At 59.5% G+C, this 26874-nt stretch carries 26 protein-coding genes; 11 read left to right on the top strand and 15 right to left on the bottom strand.

Annotation, left to right across the window (positions count from 1 at the left end):
* On the bottom strand, positions 1-708 hold the full coding sequence (locus tag ABLU73_RS18175) for a CoA transferase subunit A (RefSeq protein WP_004202983.1): 708 nt from the start codon (positions 706-708) through the stop codon (positions 1-3).
* Positions 709-848: 140 nt separating this feature from the next.
* Here ABLU73_RS18175 and ABLU73_RS18170 point away from each other — a divergent pair, with 140 nt between their 5' ends.
* The gene (locus ABLU73_RS18170; RefSeq protein ID WP_048295005.1) at positions 849-1739 is read left to right on the top strand and encodes a LysR family transcriptional regulator; all 891 of its coding nucleotides are present in this window, start codon (positions 849-851) and stop codon (positions 1737-1739) included.
* 43 nt (positions 1740-1782) lie between these two features.
* Here the strand turns inward: ABLU73_RS18170 and ABLU73_RS18165 are convergent, their stop codons facing one another.
* Positions 1783-1923 carry a hypothetical protein gene (locus ABLU73_RS18165; protein ID WP_002908189.1) on the bottom strand — a complete coding sequence of 47 codons (141 nt, stop codon included), beginning with the start codon at positions 1921-1923 and terminating at the stop codon, positions 1783-1785.
* Positions 1924-2212: 289 nt separating this feature from the next.
* Between ABLU73_RS18165 and ABLU73_RS18160 the strand changes: the two genes are divergently transcribed.
* Positions 2213-3121, top strand: coding sequence for a DUF535 family protein (locus ABLU73_RS18160; protein WP_004202981.1), 909 nt, complete (start codon positions 2213-2215; stop codon positions 3119-3121).
* Positions 3122-3181: 60 nt separating this feature from the next.
* On the opposite strand, the gene ABLU73_RS18155 is transcribed toward ABLU73_RS18160, so the two are convergent.
* Positions 3182-4399, bottom strand: coding sequence for an MFS transporter (locus ABLU73_RS18155; RefSeq protein ID WP_004202979.1), 1218 nt, complete (start codon positions 4397-4399; stop codon positions 3182-3184).
* A 236-nt stretch (positions 4400-4635) separates the two neighbouring features.
* The gene (locus ABLU73_RS18150; protein ID WP_048324517.1) at positions 4636-5097 is read right to left on the bottom strand and encodes a helix-turn-helix domain-containing protein; all 462 of its coding nucleotides are present in this window, start codon (positions 5095-5097) and stop codon (positions 4636-4638) included.
* 60 nt (positions 5098-5157) lie between these two features.
* Here ABLU73_RS18150 and ABLU73_RS18145 point away from each other — a divergent pair, with 60 nt between their 5' ends.
* The 4 genes from ABLU73_RS18145 to chrA all read left to right on the top strand — a co-directional run bounded on the left by ABLU73_RS18145 (position 5158) and on the right by chrA (position 9210).
* Positions 5158-5394 carry a tautomerase family protein gene (locus ABLU73_RS18145; protein WP_049003323.1) on the top strand — a complete coding sequence of 79 codons (237 nt, stop codon included), beginning with the start codon at positions 5158-5160 and terminating at the stop codon, positions 5392-5394.
* A gap of 197 nt (positions 5395-5591) precedes the next feature.
* A complete protein-coding gene (locus tag ABLU73_RS18140) occupies positions 5592-6785 on the top strand; it encodes an MFS transporter (protein WP_264924695.1) in 1194 nt (397 codons plus the stop codon).
* A 129-nt stretch (positions 6786-6914) separates the two neighbouring features.
* Positions 6915-7874 (top strand): chromate resistance protein ChrB domain-containing protein, encoded by a 960-nt coding sequence (locus ABLU73_RS18135; RefSeq protein WP_348850347.1) that lies wholly within the window; start codon positions 6915-6917, stop codon positions 7872-7874.
* Positions 7843-9210 carry a chromate efflux transporter gene (gene chrA, locus ABLU73_RS18130; protein ID WP_114506078.1) on the top strand — a complete coding sequence of 456 codons (1368 nt, stop codon included), beginning with the start codon at positions 7843-7845 and terminating at the stop codon, positions 9208-9210. Before ABLU73_RS18135 ends, chrA begins: the two co-directional genes overlap by 32 nt.
* Before the next feature lie 136 nt (positions 9211-9346).
* Here chrA and ABLU73_RS18125 read toward each other — a convergent pair whose 3' ends face one another.
* The 10 genes from ABLU73_RS18125 to ABLU73_RS18080 all read right to left on the bottom strand — a co-directional run bounded on the left by ABLU73_RS18125 (position 9347) and on the right by ABLU73_RS18080 (position 19261).
* Positions 9347-9829, bottom strand: a complete 483-nt coding sequence (locus tag ABLU73_RS18125) for a hypothetical protein (RefSeq protein WP_004202969.1) — start codon at positions 9827-9829, stop codon at positions 9347-9349.
* Between the two features lie 108 nt (positions 9830-9937).
* A complete protein-coding gene (locus tag ABLU73_RS18120; RefSeq protein ID WP_048294999.1) occupies positions 9938-11302 on the bottom strand; it encodes a patatin-like phospholipase family protein in 1365 nt (454 codons plus the stop codon).
* 274 nt (positions 11303-11576) lie between these two features.
* Positions 11577-12998 (bottom strand): FAD-binding oxidoreductase, encoded by a 1422-nt coding sequence (locus ABLU73_RS18115; protein ID WP_108433501.1) that lies wholly within the window; start codon positions 12996-12998, stop codon positions 11577-11579.
* A 26-nt stretch (positions 12999-13024) separates the two neighbouring features.
* Positions 13025-13840, bottom strand: coding sequence for an ABC transporter permease (locus ABLU73_RS18110; RefSeq protein ID WP_049093736.1), 816 nt, complete (start codon positions 13838-13840; stop codon positions 13025-13027).
* Position 13841: 1 nt separating this feature from the next.
* On the bottom strand, positions 13842-14672 hold the full coding sequence (locus tag ABLU73_RS18105; protein ID WP_032431880.1) for an ABC transporter ATP-binding protein: 831 nt from the start codon (positions 14670-14672) through the stop codon (positions 13842-13844).
* Positions 14669-15652 (bottom strand): ABC transporter substrate-binding protein, encoded by a 984-nt coding sequence (locus ABLU73_RS18100; protein WP_264924697.1) that lies wholly within the window; start codon positions 15650-15652, stop codon positions 14669-14671. The genes ABLU73_RS18105 and ABLU73_RS18100 overlap by 4 nt, the downstream gene beginning before the upstream one ends.
* On the bottom strand, positions 15652-16533 hold the full coding sequence (locus tag ABLU73_RS18095; protein WP_017899559.1) for a creatininase family protein: 882 nt from the start codon (positions 16531-16533) through the stop codon (positions 15652-15654). Before ABLU73_RS18095 ends, ABLU73_RS18100 begins: the two co-directional genes overlap by 1 nt.
* Positions 16526-17008, bottom strand: coding sequence for a RidA family protein (locus ABLU73_RS18090; RefSeq protein ID WP_049003312.1), 483 nt, complete (start codon positions 17006-17008; stop codon positions 16526-16528). Before ABLU73_RS18090 ends, ABLU73_RS18095 begins: the two co-directional genes overlap by 8 nt.
* The gene (locus ABLU73_RS18085; RefSeq protein WP_114508220.1) at positions 16998-18281 is read right to left on the bottom strand and encodes an amidohydrolase family protein; all 1284 of its coding nucleotides are present in this window, start codon (positions 18279-18281) and stop codon (positions 16998-17000) included. Before ABLU73_RS18085 ends, ABLU73_RS18090 begins: the two co-directional genes overlap by 11 nt.
* 11 nt (positions 18282-18292) lie before the next feature.
* Positions 18293-19261, bottom strand: coding sequence for a PDR/VanB family oxidoreductase (locus ABLU73_RS18080; RefSeq protein ID WP_264924698.1), 969 nt, complete (start codon positions 19259-19261; stop codon positions 18293-18295).
* 207 nt (positions 19262-19468) lie between these two features.
* On the opposite strand from ABLU73_RS18080, the gene ABLU73_RS18075 reads away from it, so the two are divergent.
* The 4 genes from ABLU73_RS18075 to ABLU73_RS18060 all read left to right on the top strand — a co-directional run bounded on the left by ABLU73_RS18075 (position 19469) and on the right by ABLU73_RS18060 (position 24092).
* Complete coding sequence (locus tag ABLU73_RS18075) at positions 19469-20368, top strand: LysR family transcriptional regulator (RefSeq protein ID WP_004202952.1); 900 nt, start codon at positions 19469-19471, stop codon at positions 20366-20368.
* A 294-nt stretch (positions 20369-20662) separates the two neighbouring features.
* Entirely contained in the window at positions 20663-21652 is a 990-nt protein-coding gene (locus ABLU73_RS18070) for an ABC transporter substrate-binding protein (RefSeq protein WP_043519923.1), read from the top strand.
* Positions 21653-21663: 11 nt separating this feature from the next.
* Positions 21664-23082: an amidohydrolase family protein gene (locus ABLU73_RS18065; RefSeq protein ID WP_032435162.1), complete on the top strand. Its 1419-nt coding sequence runs from the start codon at positions 21664-21666 to the stop codon at positions 23080-23082.
* 20 nt (positions 23083-23102) lie between these two features.
* The gene (locus ABLU73_RS18060) at positions 23103-24092 is read left to right on the top strand and encodes a 2OG-Fe(II) oxygenase family protein (protein WP_116397434.1); all 990 of its coding nucleotides are present in this window, start codon (positions 23103-23105) and stop codon (positions 24090-24092) included.
* A 74-nt stretch (positions 24093-24166) separates the two neighbouring features.
* Here the strand turns inward: ABLU73_RS18060 and ABLU73_RS18055 are convergent, their stop codons facing one another.
* Positions 24167-25084, bottom strand: coding sequence for a LysR family transcriptional regulator (locus tag ABLU73_RS18055; RefSeq protein WP_264924253.1), 918 nt, complete (start codon positions 25082-25084; stop codon positions 24167-24169).
* 116 nt (positions 25085-25200) lie between these two features.
* Between ABLU73_RS18055 and ABLU73_RS18050 the strand changes: the two genes are divergently transcribed.
* On the top strand, positions 25201-26733 hold the full coding sequence (locus ABLU73_RS18050) for an MFS transporter (protein WP_114506141.1): 1533 nt from the start codon (positions 25201-25203) through the stop codon (positions 26731-26733).
* Positions 26734-26874: the final 141 nt, after the last annotated feature.

The raw sequence follows: 26874 nt of genomic DNA, 5'->3' as shown, positions 1-26874 counted from the left end.
TCAGTGCCCTCCGGCGCGCAGGGTGCGCTGTTCAATGCGTTTTTCGAATTGCCCGACGATCAGCCGGTCGACATAGATCCCCGGGGTGTGAATGGCGGAGGGCGGCAGTTCGCCCGGCGGCACAATCTCTTCCACCTCCACCACCGTAATGCGCCCGGCGGTGGCCATCAGCGGGTTGAAATTCTGTGCGGTATGGCGATAAACCACATTGCCGTACCAGTCAGCCTTCCAGCCCTTCACGAGGGCGAAATCGCCGCGAATAGCTTGTTCAAGAATGTAATTTTTACCGTCGAACTGGCGCACCTCTTTGCCTTCGGCGACCGGCGTGCCATAGCCGGTGGCGGTGTAAAAGCCGGGGATCCCGGCGCCGCCGGCGCGGATTTTTTCCGCCAGCGTTCCCTGCGGGGTGAGCTCTACCGCCAGCTCGCCGCTCAGCACCAGCTGTTCAAACAGCGCGTTTTCCCCGACGTAAGAGGCCACTACCTTGCTGACCTGGCGCGACTCCAACAGCATGCCGAGACCGAAGCCATCGACGCCGCAGTTGTTGGAAACCACCGTCAGCCCCTTCACCTGGCGACGCTTCACCTCGGCGATCAAATTCTCGGGTATACCGCACAGGCCGAAGCCGCCGGCGAGCAGCGTCATGCCGTCCGTTAACCCTTCCAGCGCCGCTTCGTAGCTGGCGACGCGTTTATCCAGTCCTGCCATCTTGTCTCTCCTGCCTTGCGATACCCTTATCATTGGCGCGGGCGACTGATTTGATAATTTTGAATTTGTGACTCACTCATTTGGAAATTTAATTAATTTCCTGTTAACTAATTTCTTTCAATTAGTTAACAGGATGAAAAATGAGAATGAGTGTCAAACAGTTACGCGCGTTTTTAGCGGTAGCTCACACTCTCAATTTCGCCCACGCCAGCGAAAGGCTGAATCTGTCGCAGCCAGCGCTCAGCCTGACCATCAAAGGGTTGGAGGAGGCGCTGGGGGGCGCGCTGCTGCAGCGCAGCACCCGCAAAGTGACCCTCACCCAGGAGGGGGAACTCTTTCTGCCGATGGCCCGTCAACTGCTGGCCGACTGGGATAACGTTGAGGAGGCGATGCGCCAGAGCTTTACCCTGCAGCGCGGCAAAATCTCGGTCGCCGCGATGCCGTCGTTCGCCGCCAACGTTCTGCCGGAGGCGCTGAAAGCCTTCCGCGACCGCTATGCCGGGGTGAACGTCACGGTGCATGATGTGATCAATGAGCAGGTAATCGAGATGGTGCGTGAGGGGCGGGTAGAGATGGGCATCGCTTTCGAGCCATCGCCCAACCACAACCTGCTGTTTACCCCGCTGGCGGTGGACCGCTTCGTGGCGATCGTTCCCCGGCAATCGCCGCTGGCGAAGAAAAAAAAGCTCACCTGGCAGGAGCTGTTAACTCTTGACTTTATCACCCTCCAGCGTCCCTCGGCGGTGCGCCTGATGCTGGAGGAGGCGCTGGCGCGCAGCGGGCGTCAGCTGGAAGTGGCGCTGGAGAGCCACCAACTGGTGACGGTGGGGAGGATGGTAGCCAGCGGTCTGGGAGGCAGCGCGGTGCCGGCGCTATGCAAAACGCAGATGACCTCGCTGGGGGCAGTGTGCATTCCGCTCAGCGATCCGCCGATTGAAAAGTGCGTTGGGGCGATCCATGCCGGACATCTGCCGCTGTCGAAGGCGGCGCAGGCGCTGCTGGATACGTTGAAAGGGTATTTACCCACCTGAGGGGGCGTGGGGAAAAAAACCGGCCCGCAGGCCGGTTTGATAATCAGATTTTGCAGGCGTCGCCGCAATCGTCATCGGCAACGATCGCCTGGGCTTTTTTGTCCGCTTCTTCCAGACGCTCCGCGTTGCGCTCTTCCGCTTCATCCAGGCCGCTGAAGACCAGGTTGTCGAGATCAATTTCCATAAGTTACCTATCGTTGCTGGTTTTGAATCAGCGTCAAGTATAGGGCATAACCGCCTGCGGAGGTAACCGCTCTTCGCGCCGAACGCACAGAGCGTTAAGTCCGCCGGCAGCAGATAAAACCCACCATAAATAACCGTTGACAGGATGGCGTTAGCTTTAAATATCTCCACCAGAATAATTTCCTGCCTAAATATTAAATGAAAGGACAACGAAGGTGTAATTAAGCATTGACGAATGGCTTTTATGTTAATATGGCCGCGATTATGGATGAATCTATGGATCTTAATCAATGGAACATACTGTTACAGGCGCCATCAAAGAATGGCGTAAACATAATAAAGTGATCGGTCAGGTCAAAATAAGCTATAAAAAATTCTTACGAAAATGCAGAGAGCTCTCGCTCGCAGGAGGTAAATACAGAGAATATCAAGGACTTTGCGCCAAATATCAGTGCGCACGATTGACCGCCGTGACCCAGGGACTGGTGCCTTTCGAGGATAAACCCTTTAAGGCCTATCTTAATAAACGGATGTCAAAACGGCGCAAGCTGGATATTGCCCACGGTTCGCTGAATTTTATCGAGAAAACGTTTCAGCCCGATGTGCTGCCGCAGCTCTATAACGTGGCGGATTTTGGCCGGACGATGTTTGCTATTCCTCTGAAAAATGGCGAAAAGCTTGACGTTAAGCTGCTGGCATCGCCGTTTCAGGAGGAGGGTGAGCTGATGCTGCAGCTGTTTCTCGGCGACCGGCGCGTTTATAGCGTCTGTTTTTCCTGTACCGACGATGGCCGCGCTTATATCGGCGGAATACAGGGCGGGAAAGATATCACCAATGATGAGGTGAAGGTGCTGACCAAAGAGCTGCATGGCGCGCGGCCGAAAAATATCATCATGAGCGTGCTGTATGGTTTCCTGCGTTATTTCGGCATCACTACGGTCTACGCGATCGATTCCGATTACCACGTGAAAAGCGATCTGGTGAAAGCCAGTTATTCATCGCTGTGGCTGGAAATGGGCGGAGAGAAACAGGCTCGCGGCTGGTATAAACTGCCGGCGCAGGAGATCAAAAAAAGTCTTGAAGAGGTAAAAAGTAAACACCGCAGCCAGTTTATTAAGCGCGAAGGTGTCAAAGAGCTGATTCAGCTCGAAATGGCGAACGCTCTGCGGCAAATAACCTTGAATCCGCAGATGAATTAACGCCTTTCCCACGTCAGGCAGGCAGCAGGGGGCTGTTGTCCGCCTGACGATATCCTTTCTTTACTGGCCGCTCTCGCCGATCGGCGGCGACACCGAGTTGGTGAGCAGCGGGGCGCTGCGCCACCACACTATCAGCGCGACCAGCGCGATAACGCTCAGCACGCCGAAGGCGGTAGCAAAAGAGTAGCGCCCGGCGATAGCGCCGGTTAACGCCGGACTCATCGCCGCCCCGGCGCCCTGCATTAGCATCACCACGCTTTGTCCGGCGTTAACGTGCCCGCTGCCGCGCAGCAGCGAGACGATAAAGCTGGGCACCGCCACCCCCAAAATCCCTGCCGCCAGACCATCAAGAATTTGCACCGGGACCATCATCGCCGGGGCGTCGCTGGCGGCCGCCAGCGCCGCGCGGATGGGCATGATCAGCAGCGCCAGCAGAATGCATCGCCAGTAACCATATTTGTCGATGCTGCCGGCGACCCGGATGGCCACCGGGATCATTACCACCTGCGAAATAATCACCGTGGCGGCGGCAAACAGCCCCGGATTGAGGTGTCCCGGCGCGGCGGCGATCCGCATGCTGAGCATCGGCAACAGCGCGGCGTTGGCGAGATGGAACAGCATCAGGGTCACGCCGGCGATCAGCAGCGGCGTATGGCGGAACAGGATGGCAAACCCAGGCACAGCGGGCGTGACGGCCGACTCGAGGCCGCGGGCGGCGTCATCGTCAATATCGCTGCTGCGGATTGCCAGCAGGGCGATCAGGGTAAACAGGGTGGTACAGGCCATCAGGATGAAAATGCCGCCGATGCCCCAGTACCAGGCGATGGCCCCGGCAATCAGCGCAGTGAAGAAATTCCCCGCATGGTTGAAGGCTTCGTTTTTTCCCATCTGAGCGCTAAAGCCGCGCTGTCGGGTCAGCCCAAGAGTGATCCCGGCGATTAACGGTCCGACAAAGGCCGCGCAGATCCCGCTGGCAACCTGTGAAAGAGCCACCACGCTGGTCTTCTGACTGAACCAGAGCAGGAGGGTGGTCAGGGTGATCGCCAGGCAGACCCCGGCCAGCAGCACGCGCTTATGCCGCGAGGTGTCGGTGATGAAGCCCGCGGGCAGGGTCGCCAGCAGGCCGGCCACGCCGCCGACGGTCATCAACAGGCCGATGTCCTCCGCCTGCCAGTGACGCTGGGTGAGAAAGATCCCCAGAAACGGGCCGAGGCCGTCGCGAACGTCGGCGATAAAGAAGCTGGTCAAACATAAAGCCCGCAGTGAACGAAGCGACATTTTCTTCCTTTAGCATGAACGATCCGCGGATCAGCGGCGGACCAGGGCGGTCATGGCGTGCGCCACGAATAATAGCCGGGATCGGACCCGGCAGAGAGCCTCATTCTTTATCGCACCGTTCGATGAAACCAAAATGTCACCCAGTCGTCGGGTAACGTGGCAATGCAACATACCTGCTCGTCGCGGCTTCCGCCAGAGGCCTATGAAAGTTCTGTATCAGGGCAACCGCGCCGCTCTCAGCGTTCGTCTGCCTTAACGATCTGCAGCGCGGCGGGATTCGCCACGCTGCCGCTGGCGGTGACGAACCCGGGATGGACGGCCTCGCCGCTGGCGCTGTCCACCAGCGCAATATGCGGCGTGCTGTGCAGCACCTGCTGGTGGCCCCATTCCATCAGGGCGAACAGCACCAGCGCCAGGCTACGGCTTTTTTCGGTGAGAACATATTCATAGCGCTCGCGAGCCCCCGCTTCCCGATAGGGGACTTTGCGAAGCAAGCCCATTTCGGTCATGGTTTTCAACCGGATGGTGAGCGTCTGGCGGGTAATATGGGTATGCGCCTGCATCGTTTCAAAGCGCGTCACGCCGTAAAACGCCTCGCGGAGGATCAGCAGCACCCAGCGGTCGCCCAGTATTTTGGCTCCTTCCGCCAGGCCGCACAGCTCAGGATCGAGGTAGGGCAATGATTTATTTTTTGACATCGTGAGATTGGCCTTCTACTCTGAGTTTGAAATTTAGACTTAGATGCTAAGGAGCATAGCGTGCCATTTGTTAACGTGCAAACCATTAAAGGGATCATGACCGCGGAACAGAAAAGTGAGCTGCTGCGGCGGATGACCGATCTGCTGGTGGAGATTGAGGGGCAGGGCGATCCGCAGTTCCGCCAGTCGGTGTGGATCCGCATTGATGAACATGACCCGGAGCAGTGGAGCCTGGGGGGCGTCCAGCCGACGGAAGCGATGATTGCGGCTAAATTCGCCGCGGCGCGGCGCGACTGATCCCGTGAAAAAAGCGGGCTGCGAAGCCCGGCCCGGCTATCTGGCGCAGAAGAGGGCCAGGTCGCCGGGTGATATTGCTATTCACTATGGTGCAAAAGCGTATTTTGCAGCTAAGGTAACGGTCAGGGAACCCAACAAACAGGGCGCGATGCCAGACGACCCGCCTGGCGCCACTCTCAAACTGGTGAAAACAACGGATGTCTAGCGAACAGATGCTGCCGCTGGCGGCGCAGAACAACAATATCATCCGCCTGGCCGTCGCTCAGGCGCTGGCCGGCGCCAACTCGGTGGTGTTCTACGCCACCGGCGCTATCGTCGGCAATACTATCGCCCCCAGCCCGTCGCTGGCCACGCTGCCTATCACGCTGTTTGTGCTGGGGATGGCGGCCTCGATTCTGCCTTTCGGCGCGCTGGCGCGTAAGCGGGGCCGCAAAGCCGCGTTTATGGCCGGTACCGGCGCCGGGGTGGTTACCGGTCTGGCGGCCGCTCTGGCGGTGGTGCTGGGCTCTTTTCTGCTGTTTTGTTTCGCCGCGATGCTTGGCGGCGCCTATGCCGCGGTGGCGCTCAGTTTTCGCTTTGCCGCCGCCGACGGCGTCGCTCCGGAACGTCGCGCCCGCGCGCTGTCGCTGGTGATGGGCGGCGGCGTGGCCGCCGGGATCATTGGCCCGATGCTGGTCACCGGCACCATGCACCTCTGGCCGACTCATACCTTCGCCTTCACCTTCCTCGCTCAGGCGCTGGTGGCGGCGCTCGCCGCCATTCTGCTGGCAGGCGTGACGCCAGCAGAGCCCGCGGCGGCCAGCGTTCGCGGAGGGCGGCCGCTGCGCGAGATTGTCCGCCAGCCGGGCTTTGCCACCACGGTGTTCAGCGGCGCGGTGGCCTATATGGTAATGAATTTTCTGATGACCGCCGCGCCGCTCTCCATGCATATGCACGGCCTTTCCCAGCAGGCCGCCAACCTCGGGATCCAGTGGCATGTGATGGCGATGTACGGTCCGGGATTTGTCACCGGCCGGCTGATCCAGCGCTTCGGCGCAGCGCGCATGGCGGCGGCGGGATTGCTGATCACCGGCGCCTCGGTGGCGGTCGGTCTCAGCGGCGTCGGGGTGTATCATTACTGGCTGTCGCTGATTTTGCTCGGCATCGGCTGGAACTTTGGCTTCACCGGCGCCTCGGCGAAAATCATCGATTTCCACCGCCCGGAAGAGAAGACCCAGGTTCAGTCGCTCAACGATTTTCTGGTCTTCGGCGTGATGATCGTGGGTTCGTTTTCGTCCGGCGTTCTGCTCAACGCCTTCGGCTGGAACGCGGTGCTGTGGGGCTCCCTGGCGCCGGTGGGGCTGGCGCTGTTCACCCTGCTGCTGCGCCCGTTATCGCCGCCCCGCGCTTAGCGCCTGGCCTGCCGCTGCGCGGGCCCTCGTTTTGTGCTTTTTAGCTATGCATTGCTGAAATTCATCTTAACCTGCGCGCGAATAAACGTCACACACGCTACATGCTGTAGTAATCTCTACATCATGACAATGCATCTCTTGATCCTTAACCTGACGACGTCTCAAGCCACGCTGCGCATGCGTGTCTGGCGAACCCTGAAGCAGAGCGGGGCGGCGGTCCTGCGCGACGGGGTCTATCTGCTGCCCGACGTGCGCCAGGGCTATGACATTTTCCTCAGCACCTGCCAGGCGATCCGCGCGGAGGGCGGGGCCGGGTATGTGTTTACGATTGAGTCGGCGGAAGAGGAGGCGCTCAGGCCGCTATTCGATCGTCGCGAACAGTATGATGCGCTGTTGCAGGATCTGCTGGTGCTGCAGGAGACGTTATCCGCCGACGGACTGGCGGCTCAGCTCAAACAGCTGCGTAAAATTCAGCGTGACTACCAGCGGATCGCGGCTATCGATTTTTTCCCGGGGGCCGCCCGGGAGCAGGCCGCTGAGCGACTGGCCACCCTCGAGCAGGCGATTAATCAGCGGCTATCGCCGGACGAGCCGCAGGCGGTTGCGGGCGAACTGAGCCTTCTGGATAGAGAGGCCTTTCGCGGCCGTTTGTGGGCCACCCGCCGACGCCCGTGGGTCGATCGTCTGGCCAGCGCCTGGCTAATTCAGCGCTTTATCGACCCTGAGGCGCGATTCCTGTGGCTGGCCGCGCCTGAGGACTGTCCGGCGACGGCGGTTGGTTTTGATTATGACGGGGCGCCGTTCAGCCATGTTGGCACGCGGGTGACCTTCGAAGTTCTGGTCCGGCGCTTTGCTCTGGAGGCCGCTATCCCCGACGCTCTGGGCCGGCTGATCCACTTCCTGGACGTCGGTGGGGTATCCACCCCGGAGGCGGCGGGGGGGGAAAGCATTCTTGCAGGGCTGCGGGAAACCATTACGGACGATGACCAACTGCTGGCGGCAGCCTGCTCGCTGTTCGACGGCTTACTGAAGTCCTGTGAAATGAGGTCTGGTAATCATGAGCAAAACGGTCGTTCTTCCGCAGACTGACAGCCCTTCCATCGTCGCTTCCGTCTCCTTCTGGCAGGCATTTCGCTTCTGGCTGAAGCTCGGCTTTATCAGCTTCGGCGGGCCTGCCGGGCAGATCGCCATGATGCACCAGGAGCTGGTGGATAACCGACGCTGGATCTCGGAAGGGCGATTCCTGCACGCGCTCAACTTTTGTATGGTCCTGCCGGGCCCGGAGGCCCAGCAGCTGGCGACCTATATCGGCTGGCTGATGCATAAAACCTGGGGAGGCATCATCGCCGGGGTGCTGTTTATTTTGCCCTCGCTGGTGTTGCTCATCGCGCTGGCGTGGATCTACCTCGTCTGGGGAGATGTCGCGGTGGTGGCGGGGATTTTTTATGGCATCAAACCCGCCGTGGCGGCGATCGTGCTGCAGGCGGCGCACCGCATCGGCTCGCGGGCGCTGAAAAATGGCGCCTACTGGGCCATTGCCGCCGCAGCCTTTGTCGCTATTTTTGCGCTGAACGTACCTTTTCCGCTGATCGTCCTGACCGCGGCGATCGTCGGGTTTATCGGCGGACGGGTGGCGCCGGCGACCTTCGGCAAAGCCGACGCCCATCGCGCGCAGAGTCAGCCTGGCGGGGCAGCCATTATTGATGACGCGACGCCGATCCCAGCCCACGCCCTGTTCAGCTGGCGGCGCACTGCCCGGGTGCTGATCGCCGGGATACTGCTGTGGCTGGTGCCGATGGCCACCCTGGCGCTAATGCTGGGCTGGGCGCACCCGCTGACCCAGATGAGCTGGTTCTTTACCAAAGCCGCGTTGATGACTTTCGGCGGGGCGTATGCCGTCTTGCCTTACGTTTACCAGGGGGCGGTGACACACTATGGCTGGCTGAGCGCAGGGCAGATGATGGACGGCCTCGCCCTGGGGGAATCCACCCCCGGACCGTTGATCATGGTGGTGACCTTTGTCGGGTTTGTCGGCGGCTACACCGAAGCGGTGTTGGGCGTTGATGATGTGCTGCTGGGGGGCATCGCGGCGGCGTGCCTGGTGACATGGTTTACCTTTTTACCCTCGTTTATCTTTATTCTCGCCGGCGGGCCGTTTATTGAAACCACGCATAATAAAGTGGGATTTACCGCGCCGTTGACCGCCATTACCGCCGCGGTGGTGGGCGTTATCCTGAATCTGGCGCTGTTTTTTATCTGGCATAGCGTCTGGGGGCCATCCGGTTTCGACCCATGGTCTGCGGCCATTGCTCTCGCCGCCGCCGGGCTGCTGTTTCGCTATAAGTGGAAGCTGACCTGGGTACTGGCCGCCGCCGCCGCGGTAGGGCTTATCGTCCATATGGCGGGACTGTCCGGCGCAGGGTGAGGTCGGCGTTGGGCTGAAAAGGCGGGAGGCAGGGACGGTATGGGGAAAGGGGCCGATGCCTGGTGAAACAGTCGTCGGCCGGAAGGTGTGGTAATAGCAATGTCTCTATTTCTCAAAGCATCTATAAGACTTCGCGTTACCAAAAGCGAGCTGCGTAATTAAAATGCTTCATTTGATGTTCATCAACATATGAGCTAGTTTCATCGGTGACTACAGGATTTGTGGAGACGGTGTTACCTGATATATATAACGGGATGCCTGCCTTATTTTTACCTGTGTAAATCCCGGCGTGATCTCCTGGCTTTTTGCCGTTAGACTGGGCGGGATAATCTACTCTTAAAACAATATCGCCAACGGCAATGTCGGAAATATTTATTATTTTTCCGTGCGCTAATGACTCCTGATAGAATTTCGCTACGCTGGCGGTTTTAGGCAGGCCGGGAATACCAGCCTGACAACTACACCAGTAGACGAAAGCCATACACCATGGCGAGCCGGAGGGGCTACCCACGTAGTCGAGATAGGTATTTACCATCGGGCCAGAGTTGCTGTTAAGTGGTTCCTCTTTAACATTAAGCTGACTTCTTGCTGCGTTTATTAAGTCATTACCATTAGGCATGTTCTTATCCTAATCAGGTAGATTGTTAAATTGTGGATGGCAGAGAATGATTTTTTCGAGTTTCGCTCCTTATCTGGCTGAACTTTTCTGTTTTTATCTTTGAAGTATTTATTTGTTCTTGAAGTATCTATTTAATTTTGTAAGGGGAAGGCTTGTCTGATAAGCGGAAGTAATATCTCGCCTGATTTTTTTGTAATTATGCCAATCAAAATTAATAAGAAATTGATAAGCGGTTTCTGCGCCAAGTCTAAACAATTTAAGTTTGTTGGCATCGCACATACTGAAGTCTAACCAGCCAATGTCTCCAGTGTCTATGAATGATACTAGCTTATTGTAATCAGGGTTTTTTTTAATGAAATCGTAATTCATGGCATGTCTGGCGGTGTTGAACGATTGAGCAAATATATCAAGGGTGCTATTAATTTCATGACTGTGATCGTCAAGTTGCAGTTTGACACCAAATGTGGGTCTTGCTGGAATTTTTGTGGGGTTGTGAAAAACATCAATCGGAAAGTTTGACATGATGCCGCCATCAACAAAACAAGCGATAGGTGGCGGAAATCGAGTGGCTAATCTGCTTTGAAAACTAATGCCGGTATATTTTTGCCATTTCAATTGTAGATTATTATCCATATGAGGTATTTTTACCGTGTAGGGCTGAAAAACAAAAGGGATAGACATAGAGCAGCGGCAGAACACCGCGGGATTTACATCGTTCGGTTTTTCCCAGTATAGTTCTGCCATGACAGGAAGTTCAACTTTATATTCGGTGGCTAAATCTGCTGTTATCAGGCATAAATAGTCATGATTTACATCCAGTTCATCAAGGGATTGTTTACCTTCAAGTTGGGATGGTTTATCAATGCTGGTGCTTCTAAGCTTCCATCCGTATGGAGTCGTCGCCATTCTTTTTCTAAGATCGTTGACTGTATAAATATTAAAAGATGATAGCTGTTTTTTAAGCCAGGACTCAAATTCATCGCCTCTATTCAGTCCTTGCATTATTTTTAAGTTGTCCGTTGTCGTAAGAAACCTTAAAAATGCACTAAAATATTTAAACCCTGACTTGTTTTTAGAGTTCATTAAGCCTGTGGCAGTATCCATAAATTTCTTTGGGTCATAATCTCCGTCCTTTTTCCCATCAATAAATGTATTTATTGGCATGTTGGCGATCATATCTATTAGGCGTTCGCTTTTTTCTTTTTCAGGTACATCTATTGCAGATAATAACAAGGCGGCAATTGAACCGGCTGACGTGCCTGCGATACCAATGAATCTTATCCCTGCTTGCTCTAAAATATATATGTAACCTACAAGGGCTAATCCGAGGACGCCGCCACCCTCCATTACCAGATCAACGTATTGATGGCCATTTTCATCAATAGTGTCACTGAATTCTTTATTGGACAGGGCGGTGGCTTTATTTTTTATTTCTTCAACTTCTTTTAGGTAGCTATTCACGGATAATGACATTTTAATTTCCTTAGCAACGGATCTGATCATTGTTGATCATACAAGGGAATTTATTGGCCGTTATCAGAAGACCTCTTTTTTGCTCAAAGAGAAAATTGAGAAAATGCTGTGAACAATTTTTAACGGCCGTCTCGTCAACTACAGAAAAGTATAACGGAGGAAACAGAGACACCACTCATTCATATGAATGAGTGACGTAAAAAAACTCGCCGTGCGGGCAGGGGGAAGAGAGACGGGCCCGCTCCGCGTTAGCCCGCACGCGGAGCGGGGGCGATCAGATCGCGGGGCTTTCGCGGGTGGCCCGCGCCAGCGGGTTGCTGTCCAGTTCCAGCTGGTCGCGCAGCGCCCAGCCGCGCAGCTTGCCGGGGTTAAGCAATCCCGCCGGGTCGAGAGATTGTTTAACCGCCACCACGTCAGGGCGAATAACCCCCTGTTTGCCGTCCTCAACCTGCAGCACGTGGGGATTGTTAATTTTGACGTCGTTATCGCGAAATATCTGCATGATCGCGTTGAGACGTTCGGGCGTGGTATAGCGCACCAGCTGCAGACCGCTGGCGGTGAGGTTGCCTTCGATATCGCGCAGAAATTCAATATGGGAGATCACCTCCCCGGCGAAATGCTGCTCCATCTGTAAAATTTGCTGCGGATAGCGCAGCGGATCAAACGCCGTCTGTAGATAGGTCAGCGTATTGTCCACCTTGAGCGCATGCAGGGTGGTGTGGTTCCAGCAGTATTCCATTAACGAGGCGTTTTGCGTCCGGGCCTCGTCGCTGGTCTGACGGATGGCGTTGCTCCCGCGATGGCGCGGTAACAGACTGGCGCAGAGTCCTTCGCTCTCCTCGGCGATCAGGCTGATAACCGCATGCTGGCCGGCGCGGTAACGATCTTTCAGGTGGCTAAAATAATCGGCGATCGGCGTGGCCAGCAGCGCCACCTGGCGCTTCACCAGCCCCGGGGAGCGGACGCAGGCGTTGGCATAGTTCAGCGCATCGGCGAAATCGTCAAACACGTCCAGGCGTTCTATCCACTGGTGCGCGGGAGCCAGCGCCAGCTCAACCTCGAGAATGATGCCGTTGGTGCCGTAGGCGTGATGCAGCAGCAGCGCTTCGGGAGCCGGGACGGTCAGTACGCGAGGGACCGGCTCGACGGTCATCACTTTGACGCTGAGCACATTGCCGGGCGCCGCCAGCGGCCCATAGTTGATGGAGCCGATGCCGCCGAACCCGCCGCCGTAGAGGCCGCCCAGGCTCGCCAGGCGATAGGTCGACGGCATACAGCGCAGCTCCCAGCCCGTCGGGCGGGCGGCGGTTTCGATGTCCGCCAGGCGAATGCCGGCCTGGGCTCTCACCGTGCCGTTGCCGAGAGCGACGATCTGGTTGAGCCCGGTCATATCCACCAGCATCCCGCCTTCGAGGGGGACCAGTTGGCCATAGTTGCCGGTGGCGCTTCCGCGCAGGGTCAGCGGCAGCTGGTGCTGCGCGCAGGCGGCGACCAGTTGCCGCAGTTCCTCTTCATCGCGCGGACGAACCACCGCGTCCGCCTGTTTTCCCGCCAGCTGCTCGGTGAGCACCGGACTGAACCAGTGAAAATCGCGGGAAAGCCGTTTGAGTTTCGCCGGCTGCAGGGTCCACTCCAGCGCCGGGAGTGCCTGCTGGATCGCCGCTATCGCTTGTTGACGCTGTTCATCAGTCATCATTCTTTTTCCTGTTCGTCAGCAGAACATTAATGAGATTGCACGGCTTCGCTTTCATGCCAGGCGCTGAGCGCCCGACGCGAGACCCAGGACATCACGCCGAACAGCGCGATCCCGGCGAGAGAGATCAGCAGCAGCGCGGCAAACATCAGCGGGATATCCAGCTGATAGCCGGCCTGCAGGATCTGATAGGCCAGCCCGGTACTGGTCCCGCCAGTGCCGGCGACAAACTCCGCCACCACCGCGCCAATCAGCGACAGCCCGCTGGAAATACGCAGCGCGCCGAAGAAATAGGGCAGCGCCGAGGGGATACGCAGTCGCACCAGCGTTTGCCAGCGGCTGGCGTGATTGAGGCGGAAATAGCTCAGCAGGCCGGGAGAGACGCTGCGCAGTCCCTGGGTGGTATTGGAGATGATGGGGAAGACCGCCATCAGGGTGGCGCACACCACCAGCGAGAGGGTGGCGTCCTTCACCCAGATGATAATCAGCGGGGCGATGGCAACGATCGGCGTCACCTGCAAAAACACGATGTAGGGAAACAGGGCGGTTTCCACAAACCGGTTCTGCACCAGGATAAACGCCACGGCGGCGCCGATGACAATCGACAGCAGAAACGAGATCAGGGTGATCTTAAGGGTGAACAGCAGCGCCAGCAGCAGCGGCGTGAGATGCGTCCACAGGCTGTCCAGCATCACCAGCGGCGACGGCACCAGAAAGGCCGGGATGCGGAAATAGCTTACCGCGCCCTGCCACAGGAGCACCACCGCCACCGCGACGAGGGTCGGATAGAGAATTTTGAGAAAACGCGGATGCTGGATCCACGGCGTTGCGGTTGTGGTTTTCATATTATGGCTCCATACCAGACTGGCTGGCCTGCAACAGACTGTCCTGCAGCTGACGGGCATACAGGGAAAAGGCCGGACTGACGCGGAACGCCTCGCTGCGCGGGAACGGCTCCCGGATGGCGATATCTTCCACCACCCGTCCGGGACGGGCCGCCATCATGATCACCCGCTGCGAGAGAAACACCGCTTCGTGGATCGAGTGGGTGACGAAGACCACCGTCAGGTTCTGCTCCTGCCACAGACGCAGCAGATCGCTGTCGAGCTTGTTGCGCGTAATTTCATCCAGCGCGCCGAAGGGCTCATCCATCAGCAGCAGCTTTGGCCGGGTGACCAGACCGCGGGCGATGGAGACGCGCATTTGCATGCCGCCGGAGAGTTCGCGCGGCAGGACGTCGGCGAACTTGCCCAGCCCCACCAGTTCAAGGACTTCACTCACCCGGGTATTACCTTCCGCGCGCGGCACGCCGGCCAGATCCAGCGGCAGCCTGACGTTATTGCGCACGCTGCTCCACGGCATCAGGGTGGCTTCCTGGAAGACGAACGAGAGCGGATGCTGGGCCTTTTCCCGGCTGTCGCGCCGCCACAGCATCAGCTTGCCGTCGCTGGGCTCCACCAGGCCGGCGACCATCTTCAGCAGCGTACTTTTACCGCAGCCGGACGGACCGAGCAGGGTAATGAACTCCCCCTGATTGATGGTCAGGTTGACGGGCAGCAGCGCCCGGGTGCCGTTGCTGTAGATCTTCTCCGCCGACAGCACCTCAATGGCCGGCGTGGCGGAGGCGGGCGTAAAGCGGGTGTCGCTCATCACGGTCAGTTTCGGGGCGGTATTCATGGCATCACTCCGGCGTCTTTGACCATCTCCAGGGTGTAAGTCTGCTCAAACGGCACCTTGCTGGCGTCGATCAGTTTGTTTTTCACCAGCATGTCCCAGGTTTTTTTCAGCCGCGGCTCGGTGATGATGCCGATGCCGCCGGTCTTAGCATCGCCGCCGGTCACCAGCTGGTAGTGCTTCATCTGGGCAATGCCAAAGGCGATCTGCTCGGCGCCCATTTGTGGATTCGCTTTGCCGATCAGGTTGTTGCCGGGGGTGGGATTCTGCAGGTAGCTTTTCCAGCCCTCCATGGAGGCTTTGACGAAGGCCGCCACCGCCGCCGGACGTTTGCGGATGGTGTCCGCCATACAGATGATCGAGTTGCCGTAGGGCGGGTAGCCCCAGTCGCTGAGAGGATAGACATAGAACGGCTGCCCGCCTTTGGCGACGGAGAACGGCTCGGAGGTGACGTAGCCCTGCTGCACCAGATTTTTGTCGGCGAGGAACGGCTGGACGTTAAAGGTATAGGGGCGCACTTTGCTGCCAGCCAGACCCAGCTCGCTCTTCGCCCACGGCCAGAAGGAGGTATAGGCCTCGGTGGCGAGCAGGAAGGTTTTGTCTTTAAGCTCAGCCGGGTTGCTTACTTTGTTATGGGTGATAAACACCGTCGGCGAGTGCTGGAACACGGTGGCGACGGTTACCGCATGCACCCCCGCCTGCCAGGTCTCCAGCGCCTGGCCGTTGTCGCCAAGGGTGCAGTCCGCCTGACCGGCCGCCATCAGCTGCATAACGTTGATCTGCGGGCCGCCCATTTTAATTTCGACATCGAGACCGGTGTGTTGGTACAGCCCGGTGGCCTGGGCCTGGTAAAACCCGCCGTGCTCCGCCTGGGCATACCAGTTGGTGAGAAACGTAAACTTCTCCGCCGCGAAGGAGGAGGCTGAGGTGGCGAGGGCGGTCACGGTCAGCAGGGTTAAAACTGGCGTCGATCTGGTATTCATCAGGGCTCCTTGGAATCAGCAGCGATAGAGGGGGGGAGGGACTGGACAAAGCCGTGCCAGTGCTGTTTGCCCCAGGTCGGTTCGCGACGTTCGACCCAGGCCATGCGGTGGATCTCGATGATTGCCTGCGCCCAGCTGGCGGCGAGGGAGTCGAGCAGCCCTTCGCCCTGCTCCCGCGTCGCCGGGGTCGGGTCGCCAATCACCCCGCTGGGGCCAAAGTCATACGCTGCCCATGCCGCCGCCGGGCGGCCTTTCGACAGGGTCGGGCAGGGGAATTCCGGCGGGAAGTTGGCGACCGCCCGCTCCATATGAACGCACTCCGGCGCCAGCGCCAGCATCAGCGCCGTTTCGCTATGGCCGGCGTGCATCGCCATCCGCTGTTCATGCGGGCTGAGAAACTGTTTTTCGCAGTTGGGCACGTTGAACACATCGTGCGGGATGGCGATGAAATCCCCGTGGCGCAGGCGCATTTCCCGGCAGGCGATCTGCAGGATCTGCGGCTGGCCGCCGTGGCCGTTGATCATCAGCAGCTTGCGAAAACCGGCCCGATAGAGAGATTCGGCGATCTCCAGCAGGGTATGCAGCAGCGTATCGCCGCTGAGGGTCAGGGTGCCGGGAAAATGCAGATGCTCCTCTGACTTACCGTAGACGATCGGCGGGATGGCGTAGGCCGGGATCGCCGCCGGTAGCCTGGCGAGGGCATGGCCCGCCACGCCGGAAGATATCACGCTGTCCACCGAGCAGGGCAGATGCGGGCCATGCTGTTCGATCGCCCCGGTGGGGAGGACGATAACCGTATTGCTTTTATCCGGCAGGGCGGCCACGTCCGTCCAGCTCAGGAAAGGGAGAAAGCGCGCTGCAGGAATGTAACCGTTAATCATCGCGGTGCCTCGAGTGAATTGGCTGGGGTAACCAGACGGTTGCTTCGACTTCAATCAATACCGTGGCGTCGGGCAGCATTTCGCTGACCTGCACCACGGTGGAAACGGGCGGCTGGCCGGGATAAAACAGCTTCCTGACCCGGCTGTAATAGGGAAAATGGTCAAGGTTGCGAAAGTACTGCACCAGCTTGATAACGTCGCTCATCTGCCCTCCCGCGGACTCCACGGTGCGGCGGATGCTTTCCAGGACGTACCAGCTCTGGGCGAGGATCGGCCCCTGTTTCGCATCGGTTGAAAATTCGCCGGTCGCCCCCAGCAGCTCCCGCACCGGCTCAGGCACATCCTGAAAGCCATTGACGATGGTGCCGGTCAGGGGATTGACCGGAATAATGCCGGAGAGAAAGATAAAATCGCCGGCTCTGCGCCAGGCGGCATACCGCGCCAGCGGCGCCCCCGCGCCTGCTTCAAGACTCATGTGCTATCTCCTCCTGCCACACTCGCCGGTGGGTTAACCTGCCGTGGTTAACCACCAGACGGGCGGCGCTGTTTAAAGGCCAGGTAAAGCGGTCGCTACCCGGGAAAATCACCACGCTGGCCGCCGCCCCGACGGCAAAGGGCACCGCGTCTGCCGGCGAACCGGTTAGCGCCGCGCGATCGCAGATCAGCCGCGACTGCCGGTCGAACGGGTCGCTAAGCTGGGCGCTGAACAGGCCGCAGGCCAGGGTGTCCAGCGGGTCGTAGCTTCCCGCCGGACAAAAAGCGTCCTGCACGTTGTCGCACCCAAGCAGGGTGGCCACGCCGGCGGCCTGCGCCTCGTGCAGCAGGGTGATCCCCCGCTGGCGCGGCGTGCGGCCGAACGTCGCATCCTGCAGCAGCAGGTTGGTCATCGGCAGGGCGATAAGGGTGACGCCGTGCGCCGCCAGCTGACGCAGGATTTGCGCCGCCTGCGCGTCGCTGCCGGCGGCCAGCGCGCAGCCGTGGCTGCAGCAGATATGTCCGGGGAAAGGGTGGCGGGAGAGATGATCCGCCAACCAGGTCAGCCCCTGAGACACCTCGCTGAGCTCCTCATCGATATGCAAATCCAGATCCAGTTTCCAGCGGGCTGCGCTATGCAGCAGGTTTGCCATGGCGGCGGCGTCCCAGTTGGAGGAGTGGATGAAGCCGCCCAGTAGGCAGCGCTCCCCGCTGTTGGCGACCGCACGGGCAATGGCCTCGGCATCCGCCGGATCCTGAAACAGGGGCAGCGGGACCAGCGCCACCCGCTCCAGGGTGATGCCGCCGGTATCGAGGCGGGCGATCTCCTGCCAGGCGTCCGGCGCGTCGGCGGTAAACCAGTCGATATGGCTGCGCAAATGGGTCACGCCATTCGCTGCCGCCCGGGCCAGCGCGGCGGACGCCCGACGTTGAATATCCGCCCCGGTCCAGTGTCGGCGATCCTCATGCATGGCGTGGATCGCCGGCAGCAGCCCGGCCTGCGCCGGACGGCAGCGTTCAATGGTAAAGGTTTTATCCAGATGGGCATGGGGTTCCACCAGACCGGGGAGCGTCAGGGCCCCCGCCAGGTCCCACAGGCCGGGAGTCGGCTGGTCGGTTGGGGTCAATGCGGCGATCCGGCCATCGCGAAAGACCAGGTCCGCCAGCAGCGGTTCACCGTTGGCCTGCGTCGGCCAGCCGTCGGGCAGCGCCCAGGCCGGGAGTCGGGCGCGGCTGATACCGGTGAGCGGCGCGCAAGAGGAGGAGAATGTCATCGTCAGTCTCCTCACAGATCCAAAACCAGACCCGGCGATTTCGCCCGCGAACAGCAGAGCGTGATCTGGTCGTTGCCAGCTTTCTCTTCCGCCGTCAGCACGCTGTCCCGGTGCTCGGGGATCCCGTCGAGGACCCCGGTAATACATGACCCGCACATTCCCTGTTCGCAGGAGAGCATGACCTCCACCCCGGCGTGCTGTAATACCTGAGCAATGGTTTGATCCGCGGCGACCTGCAGACGCTGCCCGCTGGAGGCCAGCTCAATATAAAAAGCGTTTTTCGCCGCAGTATTATTTTCCGCCGCGGGAGTGAAGCGCTCGAATACAAATTGCGACGGCGACCAGCGATATTCATCCATGACCGACCGCAGTCGCTGAATAAAGCCCTCCGGGCCGCAGGCCACCACCGCGGTATCAGGATCGGGCGCGGTTAAGCATGGGGGGATCTGCTGGCGAAACGACTCGCCTTCCTCGCTGCAGTGAATCGCCACCGTGCCGCTCGCGGCCAGCTGAGCCAGGCGCGGGGAGAAGGCGGTCTGGCGCGAGCTGGCGACATAATAATGCAGCTCCAGCTCACCCTTTCTGGCGGCAATCGCGTCAGCCATCGCCAGCAACGGCGTGATGCCGATACCGCCGGCAAACAGCAGGTAGCGCCCGGCTTGCGGCAGGGGGAAATGGTTGCGCGGCTGCGAAATGGAGAGCCGATCGCCGGCTTTGAGCTGCTGGTGCAAATAGCGTGAGCCGCCGGTGGAGGTGTCAGTCAGTCTGACGCAAATTTCATAAGTATTACTGCGGTCAGGCGTGCCGCACAGGGAATACTGCCGGGAGCCGACGCCGGGAATAATAATATCGATATGCGCCCCGGCGGAGTAGGCCGGTAATATTTCCCCGGCCGCTGCCTGCAATATTAAAGACAGATTTCCCTCGCCGTTAGGCCGTATTTCCCCGACCGAGACCGAAATAAAATCGTGGCTGTGCATTACCGTTTACTCTCCCTCATTCCGCTGTCTGCAGGGCGGCCAGGGTCGGCGAAGAGATAACTCCCCTTCGCGGTGAACTGTCCGGCGTGCAAGAAAATGGGTGAAACGATCGTTTCTCCGCTATGAATGCTACGGTATTGTGATAAAACTGTTGCGTCCAGAGCTTTGATTCGCACAACCCGTTGCAAAAAAGAGAGCACCCAAACGATGTTTGCCTTCTCCCGATTTCTGCTCTATTTCACTGAAGTGGCCCGTCAGGGGTCTTTTCGTAAAGCGTCAGAGGCGCTGCATGTCTCTGCGTCCTCTATCGACCGTCAGATTTTGCGCGTGGAACAGGAGCTGGCGATGCCGCTCTTCGAGCGCCATCCCACCGGGCTGCGGCTGACCGCCGCCGGGGAGCTGCTGCTGCATGCGGCCAATAACTGGAAAAAGGACTTTACCCGGGTCTGTGAGCAGCTGGATGACCTGCGCGGACTGCGGCGCGGGCATGTGCGCATCGCCACCATCGATGCCATTAACCGGCATTTCTTTTCGACGATGCTCAAAGAGGTGCATAAACATTATCCCAACATCTCTTTTACATTGACCACCATCAACAATATCCACATCCAGCAGGCGCTGATCTCCGGCGAGGCGGATTTCGGCATCATGCTCAATCCGCAGACCTCCCGTGAACTGCAGGTGAGGGCGTTTGCCGAAATGAATATGGGGATCGTGGTGCCGACCGGCCATCCGCTGGCCAGCCGCAGCGCTGTGCGCTTTAGCCAGTGCATCGACTACCCGTTTATCCTGCCCTCCGCCCCATTGATGATCAGCGAACCGGTAGAGGCGCTGGTGAACATCAGCGGCAACGAGGTGAAGGAGGTGGCGGTGTCGAATAACATCCACATGATCCGCACCCTGATTAAAGAGCAGATGGGTATCGGCATCCTGTGCCGGCTGGATATTCTCGATGAGATCGAGTCCGGCCAGCTGGCGTTTGTGCCGCTTACCGATCCGCAGCTTAAGCCTTTCACGCTGGCGCTGTGCGTCTCGCCCGCCCGCCAGCTTTCACTTGCCGCCTCGATGATGTTGAACCAGCTGGAGATGCTCTTCAGCCAGCTGTGAGAGACCGGCAGGCACTAAAATCATTCATTAGCGCACCATAATGGTGCGTTTTTTGTGTGCATGAATCAAAGGTTGCATGCCCCAGGGCGGCGGCGCAGGCGATTTTGCGCGGCCGCGCGCGGGCGATAAAATCTGGCATTGTTTTTGTATAGCTAAGTGTGAGTAGAAGCGGTCAGTACGGGTTATCCATACGGGACATTGCTCAGTCACCATGTCGCGGTTCAATGTTGACCGGGATGGGAGGCTGAGCCACATTCGCTCGCTCCCCCTCCCGGCGTAAAGAGGAGAGGGATAATGAAAACAGGCGCACGCCTTCCCCGGGGTTTACGCTGGCTGGGCCTGATGGCCCTCGGCGGTGTCTCGCTGGCCGTTCAGGCCGAGGAGAAAATCGTTCTGCTGACCTCCTGGTACGCTCAGGCGGAGCAGGGGGGTTATTATCAGGCTCAGGCCACTGGGCTGTACAAAAAATATGGTCTCGACGTCGAGATCCGCTCCGGTGGCCCCCAGGTCAACGGCATGCAGTTGCTGTTGTCGAAGCGGGCCGATGTGATCATCGGTTACGATCTGCAGCTGCTGGAAGGCATTCAGCGCGGCTTCCAGGCGAAAGCCATTGCCGCTCCCTTTCAGTACGATCCCCAGGGGCTGCTGACCCACGCCGATGTCACCTCCCTGCAGGGGCTGAAAGATAAAACCATTCTGGTCTCCAGCTCCGGTCAGGCGACATGGTGGCCGTGGCTGAAGGCACAATACCAGCTGAGCGACGCTCAGGTTCGCCCCTACACCTTCAATATTCAACCCTTTGTCGTCGACGACGCTGTCGCCCAGCAGGCTTATGTCAGCTCCGAGGTGTTCCAGGTGCAGAAGGCTGGGGTGAAGGCGAACTTCTTCCTCTTTTCTGAGCATGGTTACCCTCCCTATGGCGGCATTCTTATCGCCCGCCCGGACACCATCGCCGAGCGTAAAGCGGCGATGGCGAAGTTTGTCCGCGCCTCAATGGAGGGCTGGGTGAGCTATCTCAAGGATCCGGCGCCGGGCAATGCGCTGATTAAGCAGGACAATCCGAAAATGACCGACGATCTGCTCGCCTGGGGCGTGACCCAGATCCGTGAGCATCATCTGATCGACGGCGGGGATGCCGCCAGCCAGGGCTGGGGGACGATGACCGACGCGCGCTGGCAGAAGACCCGCGATTTTATGGTCAGCGCCGGTCTGCTGGCGGCGGCCACCGACTGGAAACAGGCCTACACCACCGAATTTGTTCAGGCCATGCAGGTTAAACCCTGAGGAGCGACGCCATGTCATTAATGATTAAAAATGCCCATGCCATCCTCAGCGGTCTGCCCGGAGAGGCGGCGCGGCTGGCCGGGCCAGATATTCGCATCCGCGACGGCAAGATTGCGGCCATCGGCAGCCTGACGCCGCTGCCGGAAGAGCGACAGATCGATGCCCGCGACTGTGTGATCTATCCGGCATGGGTGAACACGCACCACCATCTTTTTCAGTCGCTGCTGAAGGGCGAGCCGCAGGGGCTGAACCAGAGCCTGACGGCCTGGCTGAGCGCCACGCCGTACCGCTTTCGCGCGGCTTTCGATGAGCATACTTTTCGTCTGGCGGTGCGCATTGGCCTGGTGGAGCTTCTGCGCTCGGGCTGCGCCAGCGTGGCGGATCACAACTACCTGTACTGGCCAGATATGCCTTTCGATACCTCGGAGATTGTCTTCAGCGAAGGGGAAGCGCTGGGGATGCGCATCGTTCTGTGCCGGGGTGGGGCGACCCAGGGGCGGGCGGTGGAACAGGATCTGCCGGTGGCGCTGCGTCCGGAAACCTTCGACGGCTATATGGCGGATATCGAACGGCTGGTCAGCCGCTATCACGACCCCCGGCCCGATTCTCTGCGCCGGGTGGTGATGGCGCCCACTACCGTCCTGCACTCCGCGCCGGGCGCCCAGCTGCGGGAGATGGCGAAGCTGGCCCGCCAGCTGGGGATCCGGCTGCACAGCCATTTATCGGAAACCGTCGATTATCTTGACGCCGCGCGGCAGAAATTCGCCATGACGCCGGTGCAGTTCTGCGCGGAGCATGACTGGCTGGGAAATGACGTGTGGTTTGCCCATCTGGTGAAGCTGCTGCCGGAGGAGATTGCCCTGCTGGGCCGCACCGGAACCGGCATCGCCCATTGCCCGCAAAGCAACGGTCGGCTGGGCAGCGGCATCGCCGATCTGCTGGCGCTGGAGCAGGCCGGGGTCCCGGTCTCGCTGGGGGTGGATGGCGCTGCCTCCAATGAGGCGGCGGATATGCAAAGCGAAGCCCACGCCGCATGGCTGCTGCAGCGCGCGCGCAAGGGGATGCTGGCGCAGCCGCGCTACGCCGGAGGCACCTTCGAGGGCGGGGCCGATGCGGCCACGGTGGAGGATGTGGTGCGCTGGGGCAGCGCCGGCGGGGCGCAGATCCTCGGCTTAGCGCAGAGCGGCACTCTGCAGGTCGGGATGCAGGCGGACCTCGCCATTTACCGGCTGGACGATCCGCGCTACTTCGGCCTGCACGATATGGCCATTGGCCCGGTGGCCTGCGGCGGGCGCGCCGCGCTGAAGGCGCTGCTGCTCAATGGCCGACCCATCGTGGAAGATGACGCCATTCCCGGTCTCGACCTTGACGCGATGCGCCACGACGCGCTGGCGGCCGTCCGTACCCTCCAACAGCGCGCCGCTGTTTAACTGATAACAGGATAATGACGATGAACGCAACCACCCAGAATCAACGCTATGCCTTACAGGAACTGGAAAAAGAGGCGCTGATGGGCGCCGAGGGCGAAGAGACCTTCACCCGCGAAGTGCGCTGTATCGACCTGTCGAACTTTGCCGAAAGAAAACATGATATTGCCGAACAACTGTGGGAGGCGGCGGTGGAGATCGGCTTCTTCCAGGTCAGCCACCATGGTATTCCGCTGGCGGAGATCCGCCAGGCGTTCAGCACGACCGAGGCGTTTTTCAACCTGCCCGACGAGGTGAAGCGCCAGTATCCGCTGGCCGGCAACGCCGGCTGGGAGAGCAAGGCGCAGGTTCGGCCGTCGACCCGCACGCCGGATCAAAAAGAGTCCTATCAGATAACCCGCCCGCTGATGGATGGGCGCTGGCCCAGCGATCGGGAGCTGCCAGGCTTCCGACAGACGATGCTCGGGTTTGAATCGCAGTGCTGGCAGCTGGGGATGAAGATCCTCTCCTGCTTTGCGTTAAAGCTCGGTTTTCCGGAATCGTTTTTCACCACCGCGCACGATCCGCAGCGTGACACCTATCAGAGCACCTTGCGCATGCTGCACTACTATGCAACCGAGCAGTCGCAGCAGGGAATGTGGCGGGCCGGCGCGCATACCGATTTTGACTGTCTGACGCTGCTGTTCCAGCGCCCCGGTCAGGGCGGCCTGCAGGTTTGTCCCGGCAAGGACCGCGAAAGCCAGCAGTGGACCAGCATTGAGCCGCGCGAAGAGGTCATCACCTGCAATATCGGCGATATGCTAATGCGCTGGAGCGACGACCAGTTGCCGTCTAACTTCCACCGGGTGAGAAACCCGCTGCCCCACGAATATCAGGGGCCGCGCTACAGCCTGGCGTTTTTCTGCCAGGCCAATAAAGATGTCGAGATCCTCGGGCCGCAGAGAAAGTACCCGCCCATCAGCGCCGAGGATTATCTGCAGCAGCGGATCCAGGCCAATTTTGCCAAAGGGTAAGATGCTCCCTTGAGTGGTATGTCCTGCCGCCGGCTTTCGCTGGCCGCGCGGCAGGACATCCGGCGCTGAGCTTTTCAGGGGGTAGGGCTTGCCGATACGGGTGGCAAGGGTATCTCTGCCGCAGCCATAAAATCGATAAAACAGCGTATTCGCGGTGACAGGTAGCGGCTGGCGGGCCACAGGACCGAGAAATGCCCATCCTTGACGCAACAGCCGGGCAACACCTCCTGCAGTTGTCCCTCGTTGATGGCCTCGCGCACGACAAAATCAGGCACATAAGCGATGCCCATCCCCGCCGCGCTTAAGCGAATGGCGGCCTCAATGTTATTGACTGTCATAATGGCAGCGGCCCTGAAATCTCCCGTCAGCCGCATATCGCGCAGTTCCCAGGGCTGGATCAGCCCTGTCGCGGGGAAGCGAAAAAAAATGCACTTGTGCGCCGCTAATTCCGCTGGCGAGCCGGGAACGCCGTATTCCGCCAGATAGGCCGGACTGGCGCAGAGCACAAAACGAAAGCCCCCCAGCTTTCTGGCGATCAAGCGGGAGTCCGCTAGTTCGCCGCTGCGGATAGCGACATCAAATCCTTCATCGATCAGATTGACCAGCCGGTCACTAAAATCGAGATCCAGTTCAACCTGCGGATAAAGACGGCTAAAGGCGGTGAGGGCAGGGAGCAACAGGCGGTAGCCGATGACAGGCAGTGAAATCCTCAGTTTACCGGTGGGCTGTGAAAGACTGCTGGTCAGCTCAGACTCGGCCTCCTGGATCTGCTCCAGGATACTCTGGCAGCGGGTCAGAAACGCGGCCCCCTCCGCCGTCAGGCTGACGTTTCTGGTGCTGCGGTTGAACAGCCGGACCCCCAGTTTATGCTCAAGGCGGGCGACATTCTTACCCACCGCCGAGGCAGATATGCCCAGCAGCCTGGCGGCCTGAACAAAGCTTAGCATTTCGGCGGTGCGGACAAAGGACGTCAGCGAGGTGAGGCTGTCCATTGATTATAAACCTTATGTCTCTTAAGAAGATATTTTCAGTCTATTTATCGGCAAGAACATCCGCAATAGGATGGCGATAGTTTATTCATTCCTTGCCGACTGATGAGGGCCGCCCGATGTTACTCACCGCCAGAACACCTTCCCGATACGCCAGCGCCCTGGCGGCGCTTTCTGTCTTTATGGCGGCCTTGCTGCTGCCGTTAAGTTTTACCGGCGGCGTCATGACCACCCCCGCGATACAGCAGTCGCTGGGCGGCTCTCCCGCTGCGCTGTCGTGGCTGACCAATGGCTTTATGCTGACTTTCGGCAGCTTTTTGCTGGCCGCAGGGGTGACGGCGGATGCCATCGACAGAAAACGTATTTTTATCGCCGGCGCCGCGCTGTTTTGCCTGAGCAGCCTGCTGTTTTGTCTGACGCACAATCTCTTCCTGTCAGGCGTGCTGAGGGCGCTGCAAGGTCTGGCCGCGGCGATGATTTTAGCCAGCGGCAGTGCGGCGCTGGCCCAGCTGTATGATGGTGCTCAGCGGACGCGGGCATTCAGCATCCTGGGCACGGTGTTCGGCGCCGGCCTGGCGTTCGGCCCGCTGCTGATCGGCTTCATGACCGACGCGGTGGGTTGGCGCGGCGTATACGCCCTGTTTGCGCTGCTCTCGGCGATGGTACTGCTTATCGGTCTGGCGTATCTGCCGGCGGCAGAACAAAGCCAGCCGCGGACACCTGACAACCTCGGCTTAACCCTGTTTACGCTGGCTCTGATGCTGTTTACTGCATCGCTTATGGTCATTCCGGCCCGCGGCTTTTTATCGCTGACCACGCTGGCCTTGTTCATCGCGTCGGCGGGACTGTTCGTGGCGTTTGCCGTGCGCTGCCGGAGGGTGAGCAACCCGGTGCTGGAACTCTCCCTGCTGCGCCATCCGCGTTTTGTCGGCGTACTGTTGCTGCCTGTCGCCACCTGCTGTTGCTACGTGGTCCTGCTGATTGTTGTTCCACTGCATTTTATGGGCGGAGAGGGGATGAGTGAGTCGAAGAGCGCGCTGTATCTGATGGCGCTGACCGCGCCGATGCTGATTTTCCCATCCGTTGCGGTCCTGCTTACCCGCTGGTTTTCACCGGGGCGGGTATCCACGGGAGGGCTGATGATGGCCTCCGTCGGGTTGCTGTTGCTGGGGAATGCTTTTCACAGTAACCATCTTCCGCAACTGGTGCTGGCGTTGATCCTCTGTGGGGCGGGGGCGGCGCTTCCCTGGGGGTTGATGGACGGCCTGGCGATATCCGCTGTGCCGGTGGCGAAAGCCGGTATGGCGGCAGGCCTGTTCAACACCGTTCGCGTTGCCGGTGAGGGGATCGCCCTGGCGATAGTCTCCGCGGTATTAACGGCAAGCAATACCCTGACCCTGCAGAGTCGCGTTCACGGGTATGCCCCCGAGGTGATTCACCGCGCCGCAGGCTGGCTGGGAGCCGGCAATATGCCGCAGGCGGCTGCGCTTTTGCCTGACTTTTCCCTCCGGGCGCTGCGCGAGAGCTATGACTCTGCTTATACGCTACTGTTTAGCGGGCTGGCGGTCGTCACCCTGCTGTGCGCCCTGATGGTCTGGCGGACGCTATGCCGGAAGGGGAGCGATTTCCAAACCCGCAACAGCGGATCCTGAGCCCCCTTGATAGCGCATTGGCGTCACGCTCCCGGCAACCGCCTTTCCCGGTCCGCTCAGCGAACCGGGACTGTCATTGTTTCGCTGGCGGAACTATGCTGATCAGGGCGGCCACATGCGCCGCTCCGGCCGCGGAAACAG

The organism is Klebsiella sp. GG_Kp175 (genome assembly GCF_040062325.1).
Classification (GTDB): Bacteria; Pseudomonadota; Gammaproteobacteria; order Enterobacterales; family Enterobacteriaceae; genus Klebsiella; species Klebsiella quasipneumoniae.
Note: the sequence above shows the minus strand (reverse complement) of the source record. Positions and strands in the feature narration are given on the sequence as shown.